Origin of the sequence: Anaeromassilibacillus sp. An200, from assembly GCF_002160025.1 — a bacterium.
GTDB lineage: Bacteria > Bacillota > Clostridia > Oscillospirales > Acutalibacteraceae > Caccousia > Caccousia stercoris.
The window spans coordinates 1-22829 of sequence record NZ_NFJU01000015.1; the positions used below are offsets into that span (position 1 = coordinate 1).

Annotated in this window: 26 protein-coding genes and 1 tRNA gene; 7 read left to right on the forward strand and 20 right to left on the reverse strand. The window is 53.6% G+C overall.

Going from position 1 to position 22829, the window contains the following annotated elements:
• Positions 1-645: 645 nt before the first annotated feature.
• The 3 genes from B5F35_RS08845 to B5F35_RS08855 all read left to right on the forward strand — a co-directional run bounded on the left by B5F35_RS08845 (position 646) and on the right by B5F35_RS08855 (position 2701).
• Positions 646-1182: a type II toxin-antitoxin system PemK/MazF family toxin gene (locus tag B5F35_RS08845; RefSeq protein WP_087240117.1), complete on the forward strand. Its 537-nt coding sequence runs from the start codon at positions 646-648 to the stop codon at positions 1180-1182.
• The gene (locus tag B5F35_RS08850) at positions 1179-1397 is read left to right on the forward strand and encodes a helix-turn-helix domain-containing protein (RefSeq protein ID WP_087240119.1); all 219 of its coding nucleotides are present in this window, start codon (positions 1179-1181) and stop codon (positions 1395-1397) included. Before B5F35_RS08845 ends, B5F35_RS08850 begins: the two co-directional genes overlap by 4 nt.
• Positions 1398-1495: 98 nt before the next feature.
• Complete coding sequence (locus B5F35_RS08855) at positions 1496-2701, forward strand: tyrosine-type recombinase/integrase (protein ID WP_087240121.1); 1206 nt, start codon at positions 1496-1498, stop codon at positions 2699-2701.
• A 149-nt stretch (positions 2702-2850) separates the two neighbouring features.
• Here B5F35_RS08855 and B5F35_RS08860 read toward each other — a convergent pair.
• The 4 genes from B5F35_RS08860 to B5F35_RS08875 form a co-directional block, all read right to left on the reverse strand.
• Positions 2851-2937 (reverse strand) — tRNA-Leu (locus tag B5F35_RS08860).
• Between the two features lie 360 nt (positions 2938-3297).
• Positions 3298-3726, reverse strand: a complete 429-nt coding sequence (locus tag B5F35_RS08865) for a DUF2871 domain-containing protein (protein ID WP_087240123.1) — start codon at positions 3724-3726, stop codon at positions 3298-3300.
• Positions 3727-3958: 232 nt separating this feature from the next.
• Positions 3959-4243 carry a DUF6171 family protein gene (locus B5F35_RS08870; protein WP_087240125.1) on the reverse strand — a complete coding sequence of 95 codons (285 nt, stop codon included), beginning with the start codon at positions 4241-4243 and terminating at the stop codon, positions 3959-3961.
• 5 nt (positions 4244-4248) lie between these two features.
• A complete protein-coding gene (locus tag B5F35_RS08875) occupies positions 4249-5724 on the reverse strand; it encodes an alpha-N-arabinofuranosidase (protein WP_087240126.1) in 1476 nt (491 codons plus the stop codon).
• 164 nt (positions 5725-5888) lie between these two features.
• Between B5F35_RS08875 and B5F35_RS08880 the strand changes: the two genes are divergently transcribed.
• Both B5F35_RS08880 and B5F35_RS08885 read left to right on the forward strand, forming a co-directional pair.
• Positions 5889-6659 (forward strand): helix-turn-helix transcriptional regulator, encoded by a 771-nt coding sequence (locus B5F35_RS08880; RefSeq protein ID WP_087240128.1) that lies wholly within the window; start codon positions 5889-5891, stop codon positions 6657-6659.
• A gap of 99 nt (positions 6660-6758) precedes the next feature.
• Entirely contained in the window at positions 6759-7547 is a 789-nt protein-coding gene (locus B5F35_RS08885; RefSeq protein WP_087240131.1) for a ZIP family metal transporter, read from the forward strand.
• Between the two features lies 1 nt (position 7548).
• On the opposite strand, the gene B5F35_RS08890 is transcribed toward B5F35_RS08885, so the two are convergent.
• The 8 genes from B5F35_RS08890 to B5F35_RS08925 all read right to left on the reverse strand — a co-directional run bounded on the left by B5F35_RS08890 (position 7549) and on the right by B5F35_RS08925 (position 13367).
• Entirely contained in the window at positions 7549-8082 is a 534-nt protein-coding gene (locus B5F35_RS08890) for a GNAT family N-acetyltransferase (protein ID WP_162611386.1), read from the reverse strand.
• Positions 8083-8103: 21 nt separating this feature from the next.
• The gene (locus B5F35_RS08895) at positions 8104-8742 is read right to left on the reverse strand and encodes a manganese efflux pump (protein WP_162611387.1); all 639 of its coding nucleotides are present in this window, start codon (positions 8740-8742) and stop codon (positions 8104-8106) included.
• 58 nt (positions 8743-8800) lie between these two features.
• Entirely contained in the window at positions 8801-9157 is a 357-nt protein-coding gene (locus tag B5F35_RS08900; RefSeq protein WP_087240250.1) for an arsenate reductase family protein, read from the reverse strand.
• Positions 9158-9174: 17 nt separating this feature from the next.
• On the reverse strand, positions 9175-9516 hold the full coding sequence (locus B5F35_RS08905) for an arsenate reductase family protein (protein WP_087240135.1): 342 nt from the start codon (positions 9514-9516) through the stop codon (positions 9175-9177).
• A gap of 7 nt (positions 9517-9523) precedes the next feature.
• On the reverse strand, positions 9524-9724 hold the full coding sequence (locus tag B5F35_RS08910; RefSeq protein WP_087240137.1) for a DUF896 domain-containing protein: 201 nt from the start codon (positions 9722-9724) through the stop codon (positions 9524-9526).
• A 432-nt stretch (positions 9725-10156) separates the two neighbouring features.
• Positions 10157-11008 (reverse strand): helix-turn-helix domain-containing protein, encoded by an 852-nt coding sequence (locus tag B5F35_RS08915; protein ID WP_442856450.1) that lies wholly within the window; start codon positions 11006-11008, stop codon positions 10157-10159.
• Positions 11009-11144: 136 nt separating this feature from the next.
• Entirely contained in the window at positions 11145-11684 is a 540-nt protein-coding gene (locus tag B5F35_RS08920; protein ID WP_162611388.1) for a class I SAM-dependent methyltransferase, read from the reverse strand.
• 144 nt (positions 11685-11828) lie between these two features.
• Positions 11829-13367 carry a glycogen synthase gene (locus B5F35_RS08925; RefSeq protein ID WP_442856451.1) on the reverse strand — a complete coding sequence of 513 codons (1539 nt, stop codon included), beginning with the start codon at positions 13365-13367 and terminating at the stop codon, positions 11829-11831.
• 37 nt (positions 13368-13404) lie between these two features.
• On the opposite strand from B5F35_RS08925, the gene B5F35_RS19195 reads away from it, so the two are divergent.
• Entirely contained in the window at positions 13405-14205 is an 801-nt protein-coding gene (locus tag B5F35_RS19195; protein ID WP_242969457.1) for a hypothetical protein, read from the forward strand.
• Here the strand turns inward: B5F35_RS19195 and B5F35_RS08930 are convergent.
• The 5 genes from B5F35_RS08930 to B5F35_RS08950 all read right to left on the reverse strand — a co-directional run bounded on the left by B5F35_RS08930 (position 14177) and on the right by B5F35_RS08950 (position 19276).
• Positions 14177-14638, reverse strand: coding sequence for a DUF3795 domain-containing protein (locus B5F35_RS08930; protein WP_087240145.1), 462 nt, complete (start codon positions 14636-14638; stop codon positions 14177-14179). The genes B5F35_RS19195 and B5F35_RS08930 overlap by 29 nt on opposite strands.
• A 36-nt stretch (positions 14639-14674) precedes the next feature.
• The gene (locus B5F35_RS08935) at positions 14675-16717 is read right to left on the reverse strand and encodes an FtsX-like permease family protein (protein ID WP_087240147.1); all 2043 of its coding nucleotides are present in this window, start codon (positions 16715-16717) and stop codon (positions 14675-14677) included.
• Positions 16707-17474, reverse strand: a complete 768-nt coding sequence (locus B5F35_RS08940; protein WP_087240149.1) for an ABC transporter ATP-binding protein — start codon at positions 17472-17474, stop codon at positions 16707-16709. Before B5F35_RS08940 ends, B5F35_RS08935 begins: the two co-directional genes overlap by 11 nt.
• A 105-nt stretch (positions 17475-17579) precedes the next feature.
• A complete protein-coding gene (locus B5F35_RS08945; RefSeq protein WP_087240151.1) occupies positions 17580-18614 on the reverse strand; it encodes a sensor histidine kinase in 1035 nt (344 codons plus the stop codon).
• A complete protein-coding gene (locus B5F35_RS08950) occupies positions 18611-19276 on the reverse strand; it encodes a response regulator transcription factor (RefSeq protein WP_442856453.1) in 666 nt (221 codons plus the stop codon). The genes B5F35_RS08945 and B5F35_RS08950 overlap by 4 nt, the downstream gene beginning before the upstream one ends.
• A gap of 168 nt (positions 19277-19444) precedes the next feature.
• On the opposite strand from B5F35_RS08950, the gene B5F35_RS08955 reads away from it, so the two are divergent.
• The gene (locus B5F35_RS08955; RefSeq protein WP_087240154.1) at positions 19445-20167 is read left to right on the forward strand and encodes an SGNH/GDSL hydrolase family protein; all 723 of its coding nucleotides are present in this window, start codon (positions 19445-19447) and stop codon (positions 20165-20167) included.
• Between the two features lie 59 nt (positions 20168-20226).
• Here B5F35_RS08955 and B5F35_RS08960 read toward each other — a convergent pair whose 3' ends face one another.
• From B5F35_RS08960 to B5F35_RS08970, 3 genes are all read right to left on the reverse strand, one after another.
• Complete coding sequence (locus tag B5F35_RS08960) at positions 20227-20994, reverse strand: amino acid ABC transporter ATP-binding protein (RefSeq protein WP_087240156.1); 768 nt, start codon at positions 20992-20994, stop codon at positions 20227-20229.
• 13 nt (positions 20995-21007) lie between these two features.
• The gene (locus B5F35_RS08965) at positions 21008-21622 is read right to left on the reverse strand and encodes an amino acid ABC transporter permease (protein WP_087240252.1); all 615 of its coding nucleotides are present in this window, start codon (positions 21620-21622) and stop codon (positions 21008-21010) included.
• A 144-nt stretch (positions 21623-21766) separates the two neighbouring features.
• Positions 21767-22684 (reverse strand): amino acid ABC transporter substrate-binding protein, encoded by a 918-nt coding sequence (locus tag B5F35_RS08970; RefSeq protein ID WP_087240158.1) that lies wholly within the window; start codon positions 22682-22684, stop codon positions 21767-21769.
• Between the last annotated feature and the right edge of the window lie 145 nt (positions 22685-22829).

The window sequence follows — 22829 nt, forward strand, 5'->3', positions numbered from 1 at the left end:
GCAACCGGACTACGCCTGCTGACTTTAGTGTAGCAGATGCCGCCGTCCTATGCACTGCCTTTATTTTCATTCTCAGCTGTGATGGCATTTCATGAGGCGTTGAAAACTGCATACCCATTCATCAAGCACATTCCCGCTGCTTTGGCGAAAGCCAAAGCCCAGGTAGCGGCTGCGCGGCGATCTGCCGGGAGAAAACAACGAGACACCACCGAAAAAAGAAATTGTAGGTCTTTGGTTTGTTCTTCCCGGCAAGGAGCGAGAAACAGCAGGCTGCCAGTACCGGGCGGCTCCCGGTACGGCCATGACCAGCAGCGGGGACAATGATACTCCCGTCCAGCCTAATGTCCGAGCGTTGAAGCGGTTTACTGCCGTGATCCGTCGCAGGCAATGGGGGCGGTTGCGTGAGAACCACGCGAGGGGTGAGATTCCCCGTGGAGCTGGTGAGCCGCCAGCCGTTTGATGACTTCCCGCAGTGTTCCGGGGTGTCGAGGACAAATAGGAACACTTTGAAATATGGGCCGTACAGCAGGACGGGCCAATGAAAACAGAGGATTGTTTTATCTATCCCCGGCCTTCATTCTGTTCTGCTGTCCGGCTCTACATAGGCGGCACTTGCCGCCTGCATTTCAAAGGGAGGTCATAAGCATGAACAGAACATATCATCGCGGCGATATGTACTATGCCGATTTGGGCCGGGGAATCGGCTCCGAGCAGGAAGGCTATCGCCCTGTCCTTATTATTCAGAACGATACTGGAAACAAGCACAGCCCCACGGTCATTGTGGCGGCCATATCCAGCAAAGTGGACGCCAAGGCCAAGCTGCCCACCCATTACCTTCTCAAAGCAGAGAACGGCCTGGAGCTGCCTTCTCTGGTGCTGATGGAGCAGCTCCGCACCATTGATAAAAGGCGGCTGGAAACGTACATCGGACATCTGGAGGAACCGCATATCCGCCGGCTCAACCGCGCTCTGGCAGTCAGCGTGGGATTGATTGAAGAAACGCCGAAAAATTTAATCATGTGCCTTTGTCCGGCCTGTGCCAATAACTTCTACGGCACAGGCTCTTATTATTTGCGCCGGGTCCACCCTGGCCGGGTGGAAAAGGACATCTGCACCTACTGCGGCCAGCGGCCCGGTTTTGACTATGAAGTGATAAAGAGAAAACAGGAGGCTGAAAAATGACCATAGACAGCGCATATCAGCTTATGTTTTCGGAATATCCCGATATAGTTACGGTTCCGCAAATGTGTAAAATGCTTGGAGGAATCAGTCTAAAGACCGGATACCGGCTTCTTAAAAAAGGCGAGATCGAGTCGTTCTCTATCGGGCGAATCTACCGTATTCCCAAAATCAGCATTCTCCAATATTTGGGGTTGAACGAAGAATCCAATGCGTAAAACCTCGTCGCACATTTGCCGTGTTTAGAAACTCTTGCTACAATAAAAGGGTCAACGGCAGATGAATTGCGCTGCACCACCAAAGGAGGTTTTATTTTATGGTTGCAGGACATCTGCGTGAAAAAAGAGGATACTATCATATCGTCCTCAGTTATACAGACGAAAACGGAAAGCGTCAAACGCCTTCCAAATCCACAGGGCTGCCCGTCAAGGGCAATAAAAAGCGTGCCGAAGCCATGCTTCAGGAGGCGCGCCGCACGATGGAGGCTGAATTACAGCTCCGTCAGATGGAAAGGGAAAAAGGATACACCGACAACCCTGCGGACATTCTTTTTACCCGGTTCCTACTGGATTGGCTGGAAATGATGAAGGCCAGCGTGGAAATCACCACTTATGCGGCTTATTCATCCGGTATCAAGAATCGGATTGTCCCTTATTTTGAGGAACACCATCCAGGGCTTCGGCTGAGGCAGGTTACGCCTAAGCAGTTGCAGGACTACTACACTTACGAAATGAAGGTAAATGGAGTGTCGGCCAATACGGTGATCCACCGCCATGCCAACATCCGAAAGGCCCTGCAATATGCGTTTAAGACGGGGCTTCTGTCGAGCAATCCGGCGGATCGAATTGAACGCCCCAAAAAGCAGAAATTTGTGGGCAGCATTTACGATGAGCATGAGCTGGAAAAGTTATTCCAGATCGTGCGCGGCGATCCGATTGAACTGGGCGTCATACTGGCGGCTTTCTACGGGTTGCGCCGGAGCGAAGTCGTGGGTTTGAAATGGGACGCTATTGACTTTAAGAAAAAGACCATCACCATCCGCCATACCGTGACCCAGGTGACGCTCAACGGGAAAAGTACGATCATTGAAAAGGACCGTACCAAAACCAAGTCCAGCTACCGCACGTTGCCGCTGGTTCCACCCTTTGAGGAATTGCTGCACCGGTTAAAACTCCAACAGGAGCAAAACCGAAAGCTCTGCGGCAAGTCTTACAACACCGAAGCCGAAGGATATATCTATGTCAATGAAATTGGCGAACTTGTGAAGCCGGGTTATATCACACAGCACTTTCCGCTGATTTTAGAGAAGTATGGCCTACGAAAAATACGATTCCACGATCTCCGTCATAGCTGTGCGAGTCTGCTTTATGCCAACGGGGTCAGCCTGAAGGAAATACAAGAATGGCTGGGCCACAGCGATATTTCTACGACCTCTAATATCTATACTCATTTGGATTTCAATTCCAAAGTGGCGTCTGCCAACGCGATCATGGGGGTATATCCTACGGTGGTCCATGACTGAAATGGACCTCCAAATTTGCCTCAAAACAGGAGGTCCATTGTCAAAAAAGCCTGATTTTGCTGATGTGCATGGAGAAGAATCCAATGCGCCAAGCAAAAAAGAAAGCCCGCAAACCCTTGATTTTACTGGGTTTGCGAGCCATTGAATTCTGGTGCCGGTGGTGGGACTCGAACCCACACACCCTTGCGGATAACAGATTTTGAGTCTGTCTCGTCTGCCAATTCCGACACACCGGCATTTATATTTTTAAGTCTTACCCCGGATGGAGCCTCTGAGAAATCGGAGGTCCATCGTGGGGGGACATTAAAAATCACTTACATATTGAATTGTCAAATTTCCTTGAAAAATCAAGGGTTCCGGCCGAAGTGGTAACAATAGACGAACAAGATTTTGAGTCCACTACGTCTGCCAATTCCATCACACCGGCAAAAGAACGAAAATAATTATATCTGATTTTCCCTCAAAAAGCAAGAGGTTTTCAAAATATTTTACAGATTTGCAAACCGGTATTTTAAAAATCCGGAAGCGGCGGAAGCCGATCCGTGATCATGCAACAGGAGGCGTCTCAGCGTTTTTACGCCGCAGACGCCTCCTGTTTACTTTGCCGCCTTTTTGCCGCCGCACGCCGCTGATCGAATCCGGAGAAGCAGCAGAACGATACTCACACCCAACAAAATGTGGCCAATCCCCGCAAACCCGGAAATGGCCGCGCTTGCTCCACTTGACAAAGAGATTTCCAACGTCTGAACAATCCCCCTCACAACCAGCATCGCACTTGTCAGGTTCAGTCCCACATGGTAAACTGCCAGCACACGCTTTGTTTTTTCGGCGGTAAAAGAAAAATTCCGCTCCAACAAAAGCAGCATCAGAAACCACACCATTCCCAGCAGAAAATAATGCGTATGTACCATTGACAATGTGGTTCTGCCGGTAAAGCCATTGAATTTGGTAAATTCCTGGTAAAACACACCTCCCGCCATGGCAAGAATCGCATACACCAAAGCAGCATTACAATACCGTTTCATCGAATTCCTCCTTCTTAACCTCTCAAGCGCTGCCGCAAAACACATTGGTGCAGGCAGACGCTTCGCAATATGAACATTGTTCATTATAACAGATCCGGCATATCCTGTCAATTTTTCTTGCTAAATTCCCACCATATTACGCTCCTCCCTCACTCGGGGACGAAAGCATTAAAAAGCATGCTGTGGGAATGATCTCACAGCATGCTTTTTCTCAATTTGTATTGTACCGGGGCTACTGCACAGCGCTCCAGTGCGCGGGGACAGCGGGACAGGCGGAAGAGCGGCGGGCCGCCCGAATTTCCACATAGCATCCGCACAGATTACAGGTGGCGTTCACAAGTTCCGTGCACTCCTTACAGGCGGCAAGCCTTGCATCATACACATCGTCCGGTGTGCGCTCTTTCTCCGGCAAACGCGCGCGATAACGGCGGACGCTCTCCAGATAATCGCCTTCTCCCAGTTCCTCCAGCAAACAGCGTCGGCAAACGCGGCCGGATGCTCCAACTGTACGGTCCATCGCGGTTATTCCAACGCGATGGCAGCGACACTGCACGCGGGAAGTGTCATCTTCACACTGCCGCCGCAGCGCTCAAAGCCAGTGAAATTCTGCGGCTTGACCGTCTCGGGAGCCTCAAAGGTATTGTGGGCGCCCATCGCTCCTGCCAACAGGCGAACAGAAATGGATGCATTCTCTTTGCCCGACACACAAAGCTCAATCTCCTGACTCTCTGTCGCGGAGAGGTTTGCTACTGTGACGTGGATGCGGCCTTCGGCATCCATGGAAGCAGACTGGTGCAGTGAGGGAACCTTCTGATCGCCCACACCAATTTCATGCGCCTCCACATAGCTGTCAAGCAGCGTGGCGTCCTGATGCTCCTTGTACAGATCAAACACATGGTAGGTCGGCGTCAGCAGCATTTTCTCGCCCTCGGTAAGAACAACGGCCTGCAAAACGTTGACCATTTGGGCAATATTGGCCATAACGATTCCGTCGGCGTGGCTGTTGAAAATATTCAGTGTGACAGCAGCCAGAACAGCATCGCGCATGGTATTCTGCTGGTAGAGGAAGCCGGGATTGGTACCGGGCTCCACATCGTACCATGCACCCCACTCGTCCACAATCAAACCGACACGGCCTTCGGGATCGTGGCGGCGCATGATGCTCAGATGGTTGCTTACCAGTTCCTCCATCCGCAAACCCTTTTTCAGAGTACGGTAGTAGGTTTCCTCGTCAAAGCCTGTCGCCGCACCTTTCTCCTGCCAATTATCATTGGGAAGCGTATAATAATGCAGCGTCAAAGCGTCGGCATACTTGCCGGCGATCTCCATCACCTTGTCCGTCCACTCATAATCCCCTGCGTTCGGGCCGCAGGCAATCTTGAATACCTTGTTGTCGCCGTAATTGCGCACATACGTCGCATACCGGCGGAACAGATCGGCGTAATACTCCGGGCGCATATTGCCGCCGCATCCCCAGTTCTCGTTGCCCACGCCAAAATACGTCAGCTTCCAGGGCTCCTCACGGCCGTTCTGCTTTCTCAGCTCCGCCATCGGGGATACGCCGTCGAACGTCATGTACTCGACCCACTCGCTCATCTCCTGCACCGTGCCGCTGCCCACGTTGCCGTTCACATACGGCTCGCAGCCGATCTGGCGGCACAGCTCCATAAACTCATGCGTGCCAAAGGAGTTGTCCTCCACCACGCCGCCCCAGTGGGTGTTCACCATGCGCTTGCGGCCCTCCTTCGGGCCGATGCCGTCCTTCCAGTGGTACTCGTCGGCAAAGCAGCCGCCCGGCCAGCGCAGAACCGGTACACGAATCTGCCTGAGCGCCTCCACAACATCCGTACGCATTCCGTTCACATTCGGAATCGGGCTGTCCTTTCCCACAAACAGTCCGTTATAAATGCAGCGGCCCAGATGCTCGGAAAAATGGCCGTAAATATTACGGTTGATTTTCGCTCCCTTTTTTTCTGTGTTTACAATCAGTTTTGCCAATGAGGATTCCTCCTTTTCCCCTATGCGCGGCGCGCCTGAATTTCATGGATTCAGTATAGCGTCTTGCCCTTTTTCCGGCAATGATTTATAATAAGGAGAAATTGACTTATCCTATGATTTTTCAGGGCCTGCCTTATGGATAAGGAGGTGTTTGTACGTTTACTGTGATTCAATGCGGCTATCGTTTTCTTCACCGCGAACCGCTTCGGATCGATCGCTCCGGCCTTCCCTTTTATGTCTTTGTCTATTTTCGGGCGCAGGCGCAGGCGGAGCTGGACGGCAGAACCGTTCCCCTGCATGGACATTGGATCCTGTTTCCTCCAGGCTCCACACAGCACTACCGTTCCGCTTGCCTCCCCTATGAAGATGACTGGGTGCATTTTACTGCTCCTCAAGCGGAAACCTTTCTGCGGGATCTGGGAATTCCGCTGAGCTGTCCTGTCCTTCTGCCCGATCCTTCGCCCATTGACAGAGCCATTTTAAGCATGCAGAATTTACAGGGACAAAAGGCTGCCTGGATGGATTCCCTGATCGCTTCCTACCTTTCCTGCATGTTTTATGATCTCAGCAAGCTGTCTCCCAGCATCGGCGTGCAAACCGGTTCGCACCGCTACTATCAGGAACTGTCACAGCTGCGTACGGAGCTGTTCAGCAATCCATCCGCAGGTACGACTGTGGAAACTCTGGCTGCGCGCATCGGTCTGAGCGGTTCCTATCTTCAAGCTCTGTATAAAACAGAATTTGGTGTATCCATCGGAGAGGATATCATCCGCGGCCGCTTGGATCGGGCCAAGTATCTGCTGGCCAACAGCGAAACTCCTGTGGCCAGAGTCGCGGAAGCCAGCGGCTACCGCTGTGAGGCCCATTTCATGCGGCAATTCAAGCGTATGACTGGTATGACGCCGGGTGAATACCGCCGCAGCACCCGTATCTGAAAAGACTCATTTTATTGACTTTTCTCACCCCCCATGATACGATAGCGTCACATAAGTTAGAATTTTCTAACCATAACCGATTCGGAAAGGAGAAATTCTATGCAGCTTTCCCTTTTATGGGCGGCGGGAGCAACCGGCTTCACCTTTGCGATGACAGCTCTGGGCGCCGCTCTTGTGTTTTTCTTCCGCAAGGAGATCCGTCCGCAGATTCAGCGTCTTTTTCTCGGTTTTGCCGCCGGTGTCATGATCGCTGCCTCTGTGTTCAGCCTTCTGATTCCGGCTATTGAGCAATCGGAGGAGGCCGGAATCCCCGGCTGGATCCCGGCGGTGGGAGGATTCGCCCTGGGCGTTGCCTTCCTGATGGCGATGGACGCCTTTCTCCCCCATCTGCATCCCGGCTCAGAGGAAGCGGAGGGACAGGCCTCCTCCTGGAAACGCACCACCCTGATGGTCGCCGCTGTGACCCTGCACAATATCCCTGAGGGAATGGCAGTGGGCCTAACCTTCGCTTTGGCTGCACAGCAGGAGCCTGCAAACCTTTCGGCTGCCGCCGCGCTTGCCCTGGGCATTGGCCTTCAGAACTTCCCCGAAGGCGCCGCTGTCTCCCTCCCCATGCGGCGGGAAGGCACCCCGCCCGGCCGCGCCTTTTTATATGGGGCATTTTCGGGAATTGTAGAGCCTATTTTCGGAATTCTGATCGTGCTGGCCGCCCCCGTTCTTCAGCCGCTCATGCCCCTTCTGCTGAGCTTTGCCGCCGGAGCCATGCTGTATGTGGTGGTGGAGGAGCTTGTCCCAGAGGCTCATCTGGGCGACCACTCAAACACCGGCACCCTGAGCGTTATGGCCGGCTTCCTTTTGATGATGCTCCTCGATATTGCTCTCGGCTGAATCAACCGCCGGAAAACTCCTCACGGCTCAACCGGTATACATCATGAGGCATTTCCTTTCCTCTCACCAGTTTCACAAAACGCTCTCCGGTAGGGCGCATGCCAAGCCGGCGCGCTACCGCGATGGAGGAGGTATTTTCAGGCCGGATATCTGCCCACAGGTCTGAAATTCCATACTTGGCAAACGCATAACGCGCCAGACCGGCGGCTGCTTCCGTCGCATAGCCGTTCCCCCAGAAGGCTTCATCAAAAATCCAGCCAAGCTCCCAAACGGAACGGCCTGCCATCTCTCCCCGCATCAGGCCTGCCTGCCCTACACAGACCCCATCTTCCCGCCGCAGAGCAAGGAAATAGCCCGCTCCATCGCGCGCGTACCGCTCCTGGTTTCGCGCGATCCACGCAAGCACTTCCTCTTCGGTAAATGCATACTCCCACGCATACATAACGCGAAGGTTTCCCATAAAATGGAGCAAAGCGGGGGCATCCTGCTCCGTCATCTGCCGCAGCGTTAGGCGCGGCGTCTGCAAAAATTCCATACGATCCATTCTCCTTCGTTTTCAGCGTACCAGGGCAAGCAAAAGCAGAAGAGCTCCGCCCGCCCAGGACAAATCTTTTTCCGTTCGTCGGGCAACACGCCTGCCCAAACGGCAGCCACCAGCCACCGCACCGGCCGTGGCGGCAAAGGCCAGCATAAAAATCAAAATGGCTCCGCCTCCCGCAAGACCGGATCCGAAACCTGCCGCTAAACCGTCCAAGGAAAGTGCCGCGGCCAAAGCAGCCGCCTCCCTGGGGGACAACACACGGGAATCGTCCGCATCCGCTTCCTGCGGATCCGCATAAATCTGCAAAATAAAATGGAGTCGGAGCGCGGAAAAACGAATCTCGCGCTTCCCTCCCTGCCGTTTTCGAATCCAGCGTTTCAGCGAGCTGTCAAACAGCTTGCACAAGCCCAAAGCAGCCAGAATCAACACGCTGAGCCAGTGCGTGACACCCTCCGGCAGAAAAGGCGCGAGAATTCCTCCCAGCAGATGCGACAGCGCCAACGTGGAGGCGCAGATCGCACTGACCGCCAGCAGAGAAGCGCGTGGGACGGCGATCCTTGCCGTTCCATAGGAAAAGCTGGCCGCGAAGGCATCCACCGACGAGGCCAAAGCCAGCAAAAGGGCCGGGAGAACGGCCCGCAAATATTCACCCACAGAAATTCCCCCTTGTGCCGTATCTTATTCGGGACAAGGGGGTTTTTGTGCATCCGAATTACAAACCGAGCGCCTCCGCCCACTTCTCGGGCCGGAAGCCTGTCAGAACGCGATCCTCCAGAACCAGGATCGGTCTTTTGACCAGCATCCCGTCCGTAGCCAGAAGGGCAAGCTGCTCCTCTTCGCTCATGCCGGGTAAACGTTCCTTGAGATTCATGGAACGGTACAGCTGACCGCTCGTATTGAAAAAGGATTTGAGCGGAAGCTTTCCCTGCTCCTTCCACGCAGCAAGCTCCTGCGCGGTAGGATTTTCCTCTACGATATGGCGGGCGGTAAAGGATACGCCGTGCTCCTTGAGCCAGGCTTCCGCCTTCCGGCAGGTGGAACATTTGGGATACCATACAAACAAAGCCATTTTCTGTTTCTCCTTTCTCATTCCCAGGTTTTCCAGATCTCCGGGCAATACCCAACCGTCGCCTGGCGACCGTTGCGCACAATCGGGGTGCGAAGCAGCGTCGGGAATTCCAGCAGCTTTTCTTCCTTTGCCTCATCGGAGGACAGATATGGAAGAAGAAGGGCCTGCTCCCCCTTCGCTTTGGGATCGATGAGAGCATCCAGGCCGCCAACCGCCGCTTTCACGGAGGTCAGTTCACCGCGGCTCATTCCCTTCTGCGACAAATCGATCCGCTGAAACCGGATTCCTCTTTCCTTAAAGTAACGTTCGGCCTTCTTGGTGTCAAAACATTTCGCCTTTCCAAAAATCTGAATATTCATTAGCCATTCACTTCCTTTTCAGCGGATGCTTTGTGCCATCCGGCTCCAGCACGGTGATCCCGTCCAATTGAGAGCGAAGGCTTTCCCGAAATGCCTTAACATACTCTGTGCGAAGGGCCGCACGTTCTTCCGTCTCTTCCGGTGTTAAGGGGCCTTCCTTTGCCTTTCGAGCCAGTTCATTGATTCGATCGATTTTTTTCTGATCCATTGCGTTTCCGCCTTTCCGGGCAGGAGATCCCACCCTGTATTGTCTGAGCGTATCACACGGGCTTTTCCTTGTCAAGGCATAAAAAAGCGGGGATCGTGTGGTCTGGTGGCCATCGATCCCCGATTCTATGAAAACCTCCTGGGAGGATTGCTTTTGGTCTGCCGGGTGTACCGGGCCGGTATTCCGTCCACTCTCCGGTTCCTTCAGCAGTAAAATAAATATGAGAGAGATGAGAGATTTTTCTGTTCCTATCTCTAAGGTACGAGTTTAGTATACCCACCCTCTGTGACGGCTGGATGATGGAAAAACAAACAGTTTTGGCTTTTTTTATGAATGAATTGTTTCGGTTCCCGCGAAATCTGTATCTTTTTCCACCTGATTCCTCCTTCCCCGTTTCTTCCGCCTGGATATTGTATGGAAAAGGCTTCCTGGTTATGACCGGGAAGCCTGGCAATTCCCCGCGCCCTGCAGAATGGCGGACAGAAACAGACATACGCAGACGAACGCCCCCACTATCGACAAATACTCCATGCCAAAGAGGAGAGGCGCAAGGGACAGGACTGCCGCCGCTGCTGTGCACAAAAACACCGCGTTCCTCAGGCGAAGCAAGCGCAGCGGATGTAACGCGGAAATAATTCCGGCAAAGAGACTGAAAACCGTCAGCAATCCCACCAAAAGCGGAAAGAAATTGGCATATCCGAACACAGTGAGATCAAAAAAGGAAAAGGTTCGCACGATCCGTTCCGTTGGGCCCGGAGCCATCACCAACACAGCGCCAAACGGCAGAAGCTCCAGAATCAAGGCTAATACCAGACACCCCATCCCAATCCGATAGAGAAGCTTCCCATTCCCACCGCCTCTTTTCAGAAAGAGACATACCGCCGCGCCAATCGGCGCGAGCCCCAAAACCCAGACGCCGCTTTCGCTTTGTGTGGTCACCACCAAGGGCGTGAGAAGAAACAATATTCCCACAATCACCAGACAGAGACCGGCAGCGCGTGCAGCTGTCCGATGGGAGTAACGCATGGCCTCCACAAGAATGGAATCTGTCTCCTCCTTTGTCTGCTCCGGCGGCATCCGTTTTCCTGCCAGGAGCTCTCCCACGGAAACCCCTAAAATATCGCTGAGAGGTTTGAGCAGTGAGGTATCGGGCAGCCCCTTTCCGGTTTCCCAGCGCGAGATTGCCTTGTCCGTCACCATCAGCTTATCGCCAAGCTCCTTCTGCGTATATCCTTTTTCCTTTCTGAGTTCCGCCAAAAAGCGGCCTGTCGTTTTGGCATCCACTTGCATCTCCTCCTTTCGCTTTCATCATAGCATATCAAAGGCGAGAATGCACTCTATGAATCGTAGAGTGCAGAAAATGTCCTATTTTTTCGCTGCCTGCGCAAGCTCTGAACTTTGCTGCTTAAAATGGATGAAATCACAAACTGGCATTATGATGGCTTATCTTTTTGAAACACAGATAGAATCCTTCCTCCCCCACTCGTTCCGTCACACTTTGTAACCCAGCATTCTCGCAGATTGTTTGAATGGAGGTTTTGTCCTGCGCATCCAGTTTTCCGATCCCATAGGTTGTAGAGATCTGTTCTGTGGGCAGCTGAACCTGCACATCCACGCAGAACGGCTCTAGGTACGCAGATGCAATCTCGCAATCCCATATATGAATTTCACCGCCGCATTTCAACACCCGTACCGCTTCCATGATAGCTCGTCTTTGTTCTTCCGCGCTCATAAACATCAAAGAATAAAAGAATGTTGCATGGTCAAAAGAACAGTCGGAAAAGGTCAGATTCACTGCATCCATCAGCACTTTCACAAATCCCGAAGGCGCTTCGTCCAACTCCTCCTGATATTTGTCAATCGCTGTCACCTGTTCCCCGTAAAGACGGCCGATGATCCCTTCCCCTCCGCCGCCAACATCCAGTATTTTACCCGACAAATCCTTGTTCAGCGTAATCACGATTCACATTCCTTTCTTGCCCAAACAGAGCAAAAGGGGCTTGCCGCCTGCTTTCTGTTGGCAGCAAGTCCATTTTGCATTTCTCTTTTCTGTTAGTTTCTGTTGGAATGACTGGGGCGGCTGTTTCTTACGCCACAGGTGCAGTTACCACTGCGTCAGTTCCAGATACAGATCCTTATACTGTTTTGCCGAATTCTCCCACGAGACATCCTTTTCCATATCCCGCCGGACCACCTGGTTCCACTGGTCACGGTTGGTGAAATACAATGTCTTGGCCCGGTTGATGGCGTCGAGAAGCAGACCCGCGTCATAGCGGTCAAACGTGAAGCCGTTGCCGTCTCCGGTAAAGATATTGTAAGGCTGCACGGTATCCTTCAGGCCACCGGTCTCGCGAACGATGGGAAGCGTGCCATAATGCATCGCGTTGAGCTGCGTCAGGCCGCACGGCTCAAAGCGGGAAGGTACCAGAAGCGCGTCCGCACCGGCATAAATGCGGTGCGCTCTCGCCTCGTCGTACTGGATGCAGGCGCTGAACGTCCCACGGTTTGCCCCCTCATAATAGCGGAAGGTATCCTCATACTGCTTATCGCCGGTACCCAGCACCACCACCTGGGTATTGCCGTCGAGAACCTGCGGAATGATGGAGCTGACGAGATCCAGCCCCTTCTGATTGGTCAAGCGGGAGATCAGGCCGATGACAAACTTGCCCGCGTCCTCCTCCAATCCGAGCTCCTTCTGAAGGGCCAGCTTGTTTTCCATCTTGTGCTCCAATACGGTATCGCGGTTATAATGAACCGTCAGCGCGGAGTCGGTCTCCGGATTCCACATACCGTAATCAATACCGTTGACAATTCCTCTGAGCTTTCCGCTGTGGTAGCGCAGATGGTTTTCCAGATGCTCGCCATACTCAGCCGTCTGGATTTCATACGCATAGGTCCCGCTGACGGTGGTAATGCGATCCGCATAAGCGAGACCGCCCTTGAGCATGTTTGCGTCCACATAATTCTCCTTGAGAGCGCCCATGCCGAACACACTGTCCGGGAGACCGGACCAATACTGAATGGTCGGAATGTTGTAGATACCCTGGAAACGAAGGTTGTGGATCGTCAGAATGGAGCGCGCATGACCAATCGGAGAATCCTGGAATAAGGTGCGCAGATACACCGGCACAAGAGCCGCCTGCCAGTCGTGGCAGTGAACAATATCAGGAATCCAGTTCAGATAATTCAGCGCGGCAAGGGCAGCCTTGCTGAAAAAGCAGTATTTCGGGATATCATCCACAAGATTCAGATACGGATTTCCGGAGGAGAAAAACTCCTGATTGTCAATAAAATCGTATACCACGCCATCACAGACATACTCCATGATGCCTACATAATAGTTGCGTCCGGTCTTTCCCAGATCCATGTAGAATTCGCCGCGGTAAACCATCTGATCCTGATACTTCTGCGGAATGCAGGCATAGCGCGGCAGGATGACGCGGACGTCACAGTTCAGGCGCACCAGCTCGCGGGGCAGCGCATACATGACATCTCCCAAACCGCCTGTTTTAACAAACGGATGGCATTCCGAACCGATAAACGCAACACTCCGGCGAGGCAAATTCGACATCACATTCACAGCTGAAACCTCCTCCACAGCAGATGCGGCCTCCACTGCGGCAGGAGCAGATTTTTCTTCCACAGACGCCGCCTTTTTCGCAGAGGTCCTCTTCTTTCCCTTGGCAGGTACGGCCTTCGCCGCAGCAGAAACAGCTTTTTCCTCTGCAGATGCAGCTTTTTTTGCAGAGGTTCTTTTCTTTCCCTCAGCAGGTGTGGTTTTTGCCGCGGCAGGATCCATCTTTTCCTTCGCCGGCGCTGTCTTTTTAGCAGGAGTCTTTTTCTTCTCCTCCACAGGAGGAGCCTCTGGTGCGGCAGGAACGGTCTTTTCCTTGGCAGACACTGTTTTCTTTACAGGAAGCTCCTTCTTTTCCTCAGGAGATGCGGCTTTTTCCGCGGCCACAGCCGTTTTTTCAGCAGCAGGTACTGTCTCCTTCACAGCGGAGACTTTCTTTTCCTCAGCAGGTGCGGCTTTCTCCGCAACCGGAGCTGTTTTTTTCTCAGCAGATACCGTCTCTTTTGCAGCGGGTTCCTTCTTTTCTTCAGTCGGCGCGGTCTCTGTCACAGCAGAAATGGCTTTTTCCTCCACAGACGCTGCTTTTTCCGCAGCCGGAGCGGCAACCTTCGTTGTTGCCGGTTTCTTTTTCACAGAACTTGCCTTTTTTCGTGCCATACCCAAACCTTCCTTTCACCTATTCAGAATCATTGAGGTCCTTTTCGCTGCCTCCAATGGATCTGGAAGTCATGCAAGCGGGAGAGAGCCGCCCGAAAGCGTGCGGTGTTTTGGGTACACACCTGCGTCTCTCCTTTCTTACTATCATACCATATTGGACGCGGAAATGCACTCTATGAATTGTAGAATAGGGGAAAATTTGGCAGTTCTTAATGTTTATCTCATGTCTGTCTTTTTTGATACAAAATAATCTCCGGATCGGCGCCATTGTCGCCATATTCACACACCAACAGGTGCGTTTCATCCGCTGTCAGCCCATAACAACGATTGCTGTCTGCCTTACAAATCTGATTGCCCAGATAAATTTTATTGTCGTCCCAGAAACGGATCGTCTGCCCGCTGGGGAGAGTATATTCCAGATTAACAAACGAACCTTTGAGGCAGTTCAGCCCGGTCACCCGCGCCATACCGGGAATTTTCAGAGCGTTGTATTCCGCGATCAGCGTTTCTTTCAGCTTACAGTGTCCGTCACATGCTTCACAGGTTTCCTGCCCTCTTTCCCGGCAGCATTGCGCCACCATACATGGCCCGCCAAATGGATGTCCCTGTGTTGCCGCACACCCGGCACAGCTTTTCGACATAGGACAAGCGCCACAGTCAATTCCGCAAACGGATGTTTTCATAAAATCCCTCCTTGGTATCGTTTGGTATTTTCCACCCTATTCCCCGCGCCGCGAACGGATAATTCCCTGTGCGGCAAAGCAGGTCGCAAGCAAATAGCCCCCATAGATCAAAAGGAGAACTCCTGCCGTTGCAACTGCTCCGGGAAGGATGTTGATTTCCATTTCAGAAAGAAAAGTCCGGCGCAGCACCTCCAGTCCCACGGCGGAGTGAACCAGCGCCAGCGCCAGCGGGAGGCAGACATACAAGGCAATCTGCGAGAACAGGGCACGCCGCACCGCTTTTTCTTTCGCTCCCAGGCGGCGCAGCAGCCGGTAATTCTCGGCGCAGTCCGCCGTTTCCGAAAGCTGCTGCAAACCCAGGACAGCGGCGCTTGTGATCAGGAATACCAGCCCAATATAAATTCCCAGAAACAGCACAATGGTTTTGGCGCCAATGCTGCTGTTCATCACTGTCTTGCGGGTGATTTTTTGATCGTACGGTCGCCAATTTTTCTCCATATCATCCCGGGGCCGGGTGTAAATTTCATCCAGAACCTCGACAAAATCCTCCTCTTCCACCTCATCCAACAGCTGAATGTTCAATAGCTCCGCCAAAACCGGCAATTTCTCTGCCGCTTCATCCGGCAGAATAACCGCCAGAATATGGATCGAATTCACGCCTGTGCTGAGCGGCTCCGATACGCATGCTTCCTGTGCCGGAAAGAAAGTTTCTCCCTCCACCGTCACCGCAAGACCGGATGCGCAAAAGGAGCCAAGCTCCTGCGCGACCGCCGGTTCCACCCAAAGCAGATATTCCCCTTCTTCGACAGACACCTCCGGCTGGTTGGCAAGCCGGCGCATGGCGTTCCATTCACTTTCCGCCAAAACGTCGCAGAACGGGGCAAAAACCGAATTTCCCTGCTTGCGGAAGGGCCCTTCCTCATCGGGAAGTCCAACTTCCAGAAAAAAATGCAGACCGTCCTCAAACACCACTTCGGCCGTGTGAATTTCCATCTGGCTGGAGGAACGGACAAATTCATCGTACGGCACGCCATCCGCCCGCAGCTGCTGCTCCATGTCCAGCGACGGTTTCGCCCCCTGATCCACATAATAGAGAAGGCTTGCGCTGTATGGGTTATTCGCGCGCGCCTGTGTACTGAATCCCTCCGATGTGCTCACCCCACCCGCCAGCGCGCTGATGGTCAAAAAGAGCATCAGACAGATCACGCTCATGGAGAGCGCTGCCGTGTTGACGCGCGCGTTGACCTGGCGCAGAACAAAGCAATTCAGCCCGCGAAAATAAAAACGCGGGAACAGGCGCGGGAGCGCGGAGAGAAAACCGGAAAGGGAGAAAAAGAAAAGAACGGTACCAGCACATCCCAGTACTATCTGTTTTCCAAGCTCCGCGCTGAACAGGCCCGTATGAAGCACCCAAACATATGCCGCTCCAAGCGACAGCACGGAGAGCAGAAACAGGATGAGCGATACCCTTCCTCCCCGCACGCCGGAGCTTTCGTTTTTCCGGCCTGCTGTCAAAAGCTCCGACAGACGGCAGCGCGACACAGACACCATATTAAATACAATCACAACGGCGAAAATCACGGCGAAGCAGAGCACCGTTTTCCCCACCGCCTCCGGGGAAAGAATGAAGTGAAAGGACGTCAGATCTGCTTCAAAAAGCCGCGCGGTAAACACGGAAACAATCTGCGAGAGGAACACACCCGCTGTCAATCCTGCCGCAAGGGCAAACAAACCGATCAGAAACGTTTCGGCAATCAGGATCCTCGAAATGCCGCTGCGCTCCATCCCAAGCAAAAGATACATGCCCAGCTCCCGCTTTCTGCGCTTCATCAAAAAGCGGTTGGCGTACACGACAAGCAGACCGAACACCACGGCCACAAACACGGAGACATAGGCCATGATCTCTGTCATTTGCGCCACATAAAATTTCTGGGAATCGCTCAGGGCAATCATTGCCTGCTGGGCGTCGATGGAATTGAATACGTAAAACAGGCACACACCAAAGGCAAGCGTCAGAAAATAGACGGTAAAATCCCGGATGCTGCGGGTGACATTGCGGAAGGCCAGCTTACAGAGCATGAGCGCTGTCACCTCCCAACAAAGACACAACCTCCATGATGCGGTCAAAAAACTCCCCGCGTCCCGCCTCTCCTCTTCTCAGTTCACTGAACAGCTTTCCGTCCTTGATGAAAAGGATACGGCCGCAGTAGCTCGCGGTAAAGGCGTCGTGCGTTACCATGAGAATGGTGGCTTTTAAAGCGCTGTGCAGCGTACCAAGGCTTTCCAGAAGAACGCGTGCACTGCGGGAATCGAGCGATCCTGTTGGCTCATCCGCGAGGATCAGCGAAGGGTTTCCCACAATGGCCCGTGCCGCCGCGATGCGCTGCTTTTCCCCGCCGGAAAGCTGGTACGGATATTTCGGCAGGGCGGAGAATACGCCAAGCCTTTGCGCCACCTCCTCCACACGCACCCGGATTTCCTTTGGCGGTGTGCGGCGGATGGTCAGCGCAAGCGCGATGTTTTCAAAAGCCGTCAGCGTGTCCAGAAGGTTGTAATCCTGAAAAATGAAGCCAAGCTCCTCCCTGCGGAATGCGCTCAGACGGCGCTCTCCCAAAGCGGTCACATCCCGGCCTCCAACAAAAATATGCCCGGCACTTACACGGTCAATGGTGGCAATGCAGTTGAGCAGCGTTGTTTTGCCGCTGCCGGACGCGCCCATGACACCGACAAACTCTCCTTTCTCCACGGTAAAGCTGATGTCATCGACCGCCTTTGTCACACTGCCTCGGCTGCCGTAATACTTTTCCACGTTGCGGACTGTCAGAACAGGTTCCATGTCATCCTCACTCCTTGCCGGATGGGTGCACCAAAGCCGCGGCACAGCCTCACCCTGATACCTCTATTGTAACAGAATGGCACTTGCCCCTTCCATCGATCCGCCTTACGGTTTTCTTACATTTTCGTAACATACACCCTCAATCAGGCTGCTGCGCGGAAAACGAAGCAGTGCGCGTGTGCCGCCCTCCGGCGGCGATTCCACCGCGAAGTTCATTCCCATTTTTTCACACAGCACACGGCACAGGTAAAGCCCCATTCCGCTTGCCCGTGTACCGCTTCTTCCGTTTTTTCCCGTAAACCCCTTTTCGCAGACACGGGGAAGATCCTCGGGCGGGATTCCCGGCCCGTTGTCTGTCACGGCGAGAACGACGCATTCCGGCTCCGCTTTGCCCTCAAACCGCAGGCGCAGAGGCTGTCCGGCGTATTTGACAGAATTGGTCAGAAGCTGCGACAGGATAAAATCAATCCATTTGGGATCCGCCGCGACCGATTCGTCCAATCCCGCGCGCTCGACAGCGGCATGACTCTCAATCAAAAGCCCCGCGCTCCGCCGCAGAGCGGAGGAAACCAGCTCACTCAGTGTAATGCGGCGCAGAAGATAGTCCTTTTCCACCTGGCGGCTTCGCGCATAAAACATGGACTGCTCCACCAGCGCGTCAATACGCCGCAGTTCCCGGATCATTGCGCTGGACACCTCGCCCGGATGATTTTCCGCCAGCAGAAGCGCTGAAGCGATCGGTGTTTTGACCTCATGCACCCAGACCTCGACGTATTCGCGGTATTCCTCCTCGGCACGGCGGCAGGCGGCGATCTCGTCATTCATGCTCCTTCCCGCCTCACACAGTGCCCGCCAGCAAAGCTGCCCTTCCGGAAAATCCGGCTCTTCCAATGTTTCCGCCAGCAAATATTTCCGGTCAAGCGCCTGAAGATTCTGCTCAAGCTCCTGATAAAAGCGCCGTTTCTGCAAATACTCCAGAAGAAGGGCTGCAAACAACCCTGCCACAAACACCCCACTGACAAAGAAAGAAGCATATAAGTCCGCCCCAAGGCCTGTCAGCAGCACACCGCAGAACAGGGCCGTGAAAAGGGAAGCAACCAAAAACAACCATTTGCCCTTTAAAAAACGAAACAGACTCATATTTCGTACCCTTTCCCCCGCCGTGTGGTGAGGAAATCCCGCACACCGATCCCTTCCAGCGTCCGGCGCAGACGGTTCATGTTGACCGTGAGTGTGTTGTCGTCAATAAATTCATCCGACTGCCACAGCTCATTCATCAGTTCCTCTCGCGAAACAATCTGTCCCGCGCTTCGGAACAGGAGGGAAAGAATCCGGCTTTCATTTTTTGTCAACTCCGCCTCACGGCCCTCAAAGGAAACCGTGCCGCGTCCCGGATCGTATGTCACGCCCCGGTGTGTCACAGTCCCTGCGTGCAAACCGCTGCGCTTGAGGACAGCGGCGGTATGCGCCAGCAGGATCTGGCGGTTGAAGGGCTTGGCGATAAAGTCGTCCGCTCCAAAGCTCATGCTCAAAAGCTCATCGGCCTCCGTGTCACGGCTGGTCAGCACAATCACAGGGACGCGCGAGACAAGCCGCAGTTCCCGGCAGATGCTGTAGCCATCCTTGCCGGGAAGCGTCAAATCCAGCAATACCAGATCGGGATTTTCCCGCAGGATCGCTTCGGGCATATCCGTAAAATTGGTCGGGGCCGCGCAGGTATATCCGTATGTTTCCAAAAGCAGCTTCAATTCCCGGCGCAGGACCGCGTCATCCTCCACCAGCACGAGCTTTGCCATGTCAATTCCTCCTTGGGATCAGGTTTCTGCTTCATGATAGCAAAATATATCCGGTTTGTAAAATCGCTGTGAATTTCCTTGTATAGATGTTGACATTTATAAAATAATAATATATAGTATTTAATACTAGATAAAGAGAAATACACTCTGTCTGTCAGAGAGAAGGAGGCTGCTATGAGTTATTCCGTTTGTCTGTTTGGAGATTCTGTGGCAAAGGGTGTGATATTTGACAGCATCCGGCGCAAATACCGTGTGATCAAAGATTGTTTTGCGGCCTCGATGGAAACACAGGATCACCTCCGTGTCACCAACTATTCCAAATTTGGCTGCACCATTACCAAGGGTCGGGAGCTTCTGGAGCGCCATGCCGCGGAGCTTTCCTCTTATGATTTTGTTGTTTTTGAATTCGGCGGAAACGACTGCGACTTCGACTGGCATACCATCGCGGAAAATCCCGACGGCGAGCATCTGGCAAAAACGCCGATCGCCGTTTTTGAGGAGGAATACCGCAAAGCCGTGCGTTTCACCCGTGAGAACGGCGGGAATCCTGTACTGCTGAGTCTGCCGCCGATCGACGCCCACCGTTATTTCAACTGGTTCACACAAGGCGAAAACGCGGAGAATATCCTGAAGTGGCTGGGAGATATCGATCGGATCTACCGCTGGCATGAGATGTATAATCTCGCCGTGTGCCGCGTGGCTATGGAGGAGCAGGTTCTGCTTCTGGATATCAGCAGCCGTTTTCTGGAGCGCAGCCACTACGAGGAGCTGCTCTGTGAGGACGGAATCCATCCGAATGAAAAGGGACATGAGCTGATTTTTGCCTCCCTGCGGGAAGAGGCAGAAAAGGCTTCGCAAAGGACGCCGCAGCTCTCTCCGAGATTGGCGCTGGCATAAATATGGATACAGGAAAACGGCCGGAACACAGGATGTTCCGGCCGTTTTTTTGCTCTGTGTCAGCCCTCATTATAGCGGGCCAGGAAAGTTTTCAGACGCTCGTTCTGCGTATTGCCAAACACGTCCTCCGCGCTGCCCTGCTCCACAATCACGCCGCCGTCCATAAAAATAACGCGATCCGCGACGTCGCGGGCAAACTTCATCTCGTGGGTGACAACCACCATGGTCATATGCTCCGCCGCCAGTTCCCGGATAACACGCAAAATCTCTCCTGTCAGTTCCGGATCCAGCGCGCTGGTCGGCTCGTCGAAAAACAGGATATCCGGATTCATGGCGAGCGCGCGGGCAATGGACACCCGCTGCTGCTGCCCGCCCGAAAGCTGGCAGGGGTATGCGTCCGCTTTATCGGAAAGTCCCATCTTTCCCAGAAGCGCACGCGCCGTCTCTTCCGCTTCCGCACGGCTCTTTTTCAAAACGCGCACCGGAGCTTCTGTGATGTTTCGCAGCACGTTGAAATGCGGGAACAAATTGAAGTTCTGAAAGACCAGCCCCAGATGCAGACCGATCTGCACGCAGGTTTTCCGATCCGCGTATTTTGCTTTCCCGTTTTCCTCCCGGGCCAGCTGTTCCCCGCAGATGGTGATGCTGCCGCTGTCAATCTGCTCCAACTGTGTGATACACCGCAGCAGCGTACTTTTTCCCGAACCGGACGGCCCGATGACCGCCAGCACCTCTCCTTGATTCACATGGCAGGAGATGCCCTTGAGCACCGGCTGCCCGCCAAAGCTTTTCCGGAGGTTTTCCGCCAACACCATTTCCTTTGCCATCGTCCGCACCTCCTCAGCGATAATAGGAGAATTTCTTCTCCGCCACGGTAAAGCAGCGTGTGACAACGCCGTTCATCACCAGATAGAACACAGCCGCCACGAAGAACGGAACGGTCGATACGGAGGAGCTTGCAAATTTTTCGGTGACATGCATCAACTCCTGGACCGCGATCACCTGTGCCAACGAGGTATCTTTCACAAGGGTGATAAATTCATTTCCCATCGGCGGCAGGATCCGCTTGACCACCTGCGGCAGGACAATATGGAAAAAGGTCTGCGCACGCGTAAACCCGAGCACCTTCCCCGCTTCATACTGGCCCTCCGGGATCGACTCAATGCCGCCGCGGTAAATCTCCGCGAAATACGCCGCATAGTTGAGCACAAACGCAATGATCGCCGCCTGCATGCGCTGCGGCTGGATGCCGAACAGCGGGTTCAGCCCATAGAACACAAAAAACAGCTGAAGCATGAGCGGCGTTCCCCGCATGATCAGAATGTAAAACCGCACCGGGAGACTGATGATTTTATAGCGGCTTCTGCGTCCGAAGGCAACCAGAAGTCCCAGCGGAAGCGAAAAAAGAAGCGTCAGGAAAAAGATCAAAAGAGTGCTCAGGCTGGCCTCCCCCATCTCCTGGAACAGCGTTTGCAAGCTGGCTAACGTTTCCGGATTCAAGATTTCTTCCCTCCTCTGTTTCCCGGCGCTGTCCGCGCCGTGCAAAAGGGGACCCGCCCCGGATCTACTCCGGCGGCAGGCCCCTGAGCTCTGGTTTGATTACACCTCGATGGTTGTAACGTCCTCTCCGAACCACTTTTCGGAGATCTCGCCAAGCGTTCCATCGGCTTTCATTTCGCTGAGCGTCTCATTCACTTTATCGCAAAGCGCCTGATCGCCCTTGCGGAAACCGATCACATAATCCTCCACCGCAAGAGACTCGACCGTTCCGTCTTCCTTCTCCAGGATCCGGTAAGCACCCGGATCGTTGGTCAGATAGAAGCGGGCCACCACCTCGTCGATGGCAATGGCTTCAATCAAGCCGTTCTGGATTTCCAGAATAGCCTTGCTGTAGTCGTCAATCGGTACAATCTCCGAGAGGGATTCCCGGAATTCCGTGGCTTCCTCACTGTTCAGCGCCGTTTCCGCCGAGGAATCGGACTGCACGCCCAGGCTTTTGCCTGCCAGATCCGCAAGGCTCTGATAGGAGGAATCCTCCTTGACCAGAATCACCTGATTATTCTTCATATACGCGTTGCTGAGCGTCTGCTTTTCCGCACGCTCATCGGTGTAGCTGTATCCGTTCCAGAGCAGATCCACGTTGCCGCCGTCCAGCTCCATTTCCTTGGTGTTCCATTCGATCGGCTGAAGCTTCAGTTCCACACCGAGACGGCTGCACACCTCCTTGGCTACATCCACGTCAAAGCCAATGATCTCGCCTGTCTGCGTATCGGTATAGCCCATGGGCGGGAAAGCGTCGTCCAGTCCCATGACAAGCTCACCTTTTTCCACTATCTTATCCCAGGAGTCGTCGGACGCAGGCTCCTCCGAATTTGCCGCGGCGCTTTCCGTTGTGTTCGACGCATCGTCTCCCACCGCGTTCGAATTCGTCTGCGCTCCGCTCGAACCGGTGCAGGCCGCCGCGGAACACGCGGTCAAAATCGCCAGCAGCAAAGCCGCTATTTTCTTTTTCAACATAGCAATAACGCTTCCTTCCCACCGTGCCCACGGCACGGATCTTTAATAAAATGCAGGAGCCAATCGATTTACCGAACAGCTCGAGTGGTATTGTAGCATATTATCACGCTAAAGTAAAGAGGAATTTTTCTTTATCACATGACAA

Excerpts from the sequence above, each read along its gene's own strand:
- B5F35_RS08970 (WP_087240158.1), bottom strand. The coding sequence starts at position 22,684 with ATGTTGAAAAAGAAAATAGCGGCTTTGCTGCTGGCGATTTTGACCGCG.
- B5F35_RS08910 (WP_087240137.1), bottom strand. The coding sequence starts at position 9,724 with ATGGATCAGAAAAAAATCGATCGAATCAATGAACTGGCTCGAAAGGCA.
- B5F35_RS08965 (WP_087240252.1), bottom strand. The coding sequence starts at position 21,622 with ATGGGGGAGGCCAGCCTGAGCACTCTTTTGATCTTTTTCCTGACGCTT.
- B5F35_RS08845 (WP_087240117.1), top strand. The coding sequence starts at position 646 with ATGAACAGAACATATCATCGCGGCGATATGTACTATGCCGATTTGGGC.
- B5F35_RS08865 (WP_087240123.1), bottom strand. The coding sequence starts at position 3,726 with ATGAAACGGTATTGTAATGCTGCTTTGGTGTATGCGATTCTTGCCATG.
- B5F35_RS08935 (WP_087240147.1), bottom strand. The coding sequence starts at position 16,717 with ATGCTCTGTAAGCTGGCCTTCCGCAATGTCACCCGCAGCATCCGGGAT.
- B5F35_RS08945 (WP_087240151.1), bottom strand. The coding sequence starts at position 18,614 with ATGAGTCTGTTTCGTTTTTTAAAGGGCAAATGGTTGTTTTTGGTTGCT.
- B5F35_RS08855 (WP_087240121.1), top strand. The coding sequence starts at position 1,496 with ATGGTTGCAGGACATCTGCGTGAAAAAAGAGGATACTATCATATCGTC.
- B5F35_RS08960 (WP_087240156.1), bottom strand. The coding sequence starts at position 20,994 with ATGGCAAAGGAAATGGTGTTGGCGGAAAACCTCCGGAAAAGCTTTGGC.
- B5F35_RS08905 (WP_087240135.1), bottom strand. The coding sequence starts at position 9,516 with ATGAATATTCAGATTTTTGGAAAGGCGAAATGTTTTGACACCAAGAAG.
- B5F35_RS08930 (WP_087240145.1), bottom strand. The coding sequence starts at position 14,638 with ATGAAAACATCCGTTTGCGGAATTGACTGTGGCGCTTGTCCTATGTCG.
- B5F35_RS08890 (WP_162611386.1), bottom strand. The coding sequence starts at position 8,082 with ATGGAATTTTTGCAGACGCCGCGCCTAACGCTGCGGCAGATGACGGAG.
- B5F35_RS08940 (WP_087240149.1), bottom strand. The coding sequence starts at position 17,474 with ATGGAACCTGTTCTGACAGTCCGCAACGTGGAAAAGTATTACGGCAGC.
- B5F35_RS08870 (WP_087240125.1), bottom strand. The coding sequence starts at position 4,243 with ATGGACCGTACAGTTGGAGCATCCGGCCGCGTTTGCCGACGCTGTTTG.
- B5F35_RS08900 (WP_087240250.1), bottom strand. The coding sequence starts at position 9,157 with ATGGCTTTGTTTGTATGGTATCCCAAATGTTCCACCTGCCGGAAGGCG.
- B5F35_RS08850 (WP_087240119.1), top strand. The coding sequence starts at position 1,179 with ATGACCATAGACAGCGCATATCAGCTTATGTTTTCGGAATATCCCGAT.
- B5F35_RS08885 (WP_087240131.1), top strand. The coding sequence starts at position 6,759 with ATGCAGCTTTCCCTTTTATGGGCGGCGGGAGCAACCGGCTTCACCTTT.
- B5F35_RS08955 (WP_087240154.1), top strand. The coding sequence starts at position 19,445 with ATGAGTTATTCCGTTTGTCTGTTTGGAGATTCTGTGGCAAAGGGTGTG.